Raw genomic sequence first — 1119 nt, forward strand, 5'->3', positions numbered from 1 at the left:
CGCTCGCTGCTGCTGGCGGGTGTGACCGGCGTCGACGGGCTGTTCCACTTCGGCGACGTGATCGAGATGCGCGATCCCGCCGGTCAGACCGTCGCGAGGGGGATCGCCCAGTACGACTCGATCGAGGTGCGCTCGCGACTGGCCGACCGCGCCGCGGGCAGAGGTACGGCGGGCCAGGGACGTCCGCTCGTGCACGCCGACGACCTGGTGGCGCTCTAGACCTCGCCGGAGTGCCTGGTCGCTACAGGGCCTTGTCTCTACAGGGCCTGGTCGACGAGGGCGAGCACGTCCACGCAGTCGCCGTCGATCGTCAGGGTGGCCTCTGAGTGCGCCCGGGTGTGGCCGCGATTGATCACGACCACGGGCGTGCCGGTGGTCACCGCACGCCGCACGAACCGGTACCCGGACCGGACGGTGAGAGAGGACCCGACGACGATGACGAGGTCGGACTCGTCGACCAGGTCGTTGGCCGCGGCCACGCGGTGCGCCGGAACGTTCTCCCCGAAGTAGACGATGTCGGGTTTGAGCACTCCCGAACACCGGCGGCAGTCCACCATGCGGAAGTCCGCGGTGTCGGCGAGAACGGCGTCCGCGTCCGGGGCGACCTCGATGGCGCCGCGTGTGGCCACCCGCTCCGCGAACCCGGGGTTGAGGCGGTCGAGCTCCTCGTGCAGTGCCCACCTGCTCTGGCGCAGCCCGCAGTCGAGGCACGTCACCACGGCGTAGGTGCCGTGGAGGTCCACGAGCCGGCGGCTGCCCGCCTTGAGGTGGAGCAGGTCGACGTTCTGGGTGATGACGCCGTGGACCAGCCCCCGGCGCTCCCAGTCGACCAGCAGCGCGTGGGCCGCGTTGGGCCGGGCGGCCTCCATGTGTCGCCAACCCAGGTGATTCCGGGCCCAGTAGTGGCGCCGGAACCCGGGGTCACCGACGAACTGCTGGAAGGTCATGGGGGTCCGGGCGGGGGAGTCGGGGCCGCGGTAGTCGGGGATCCCGGAGGGGGTGGAGATCCCCGCGCCGGTGAGAATCGTGGTGCGCCGGCCCCGCATGAGGTCGGCGACCGCGGCCGCCCGCGCCGACAGGTCCCGGTCCGGATCGGTGCGCGCGGCGGGAGTCCAGGCC

The 1119-nt window shown here is 72.2% G+C and carries 2 protein-coding genes; one reads left to right on the forward strand and one right to left on the reverse strand.

Features of this window, described 5'->3' with window-relative positions:
• Positions 1-219, forward strand: a 219-nt coding sequence (locus tag G6026_RS12495) for a PUA domain-containing protein (RefSeq protein ID WP_347238101.1), incomplete at its 5' end; no start/stop codon positions are given.
• A gap of 38 nt (positions 220-257) precedes the next feature.
• Here G6026_RS12495 and G6026_RS12500 read toward each other — a convergent pair.
• The coding region (locus tag G6026_RS12500; RefSeq protein ID WP_241728066.1) for a Sir2 family NAD-dependent protein deacetylase at positions 258-1119 on the reverse strand (862 nt) is incomplete at its 5' end.

The sequence above is a fragment of the Dietzia sp. DQ11-38-2 genome, from assembly GCF_014145055.1.
Lineage (GTDB): Bacteria > Actinomycetota > Actinomycetes > Mycobacteriales > Mycobacteriaceae > Dietzia.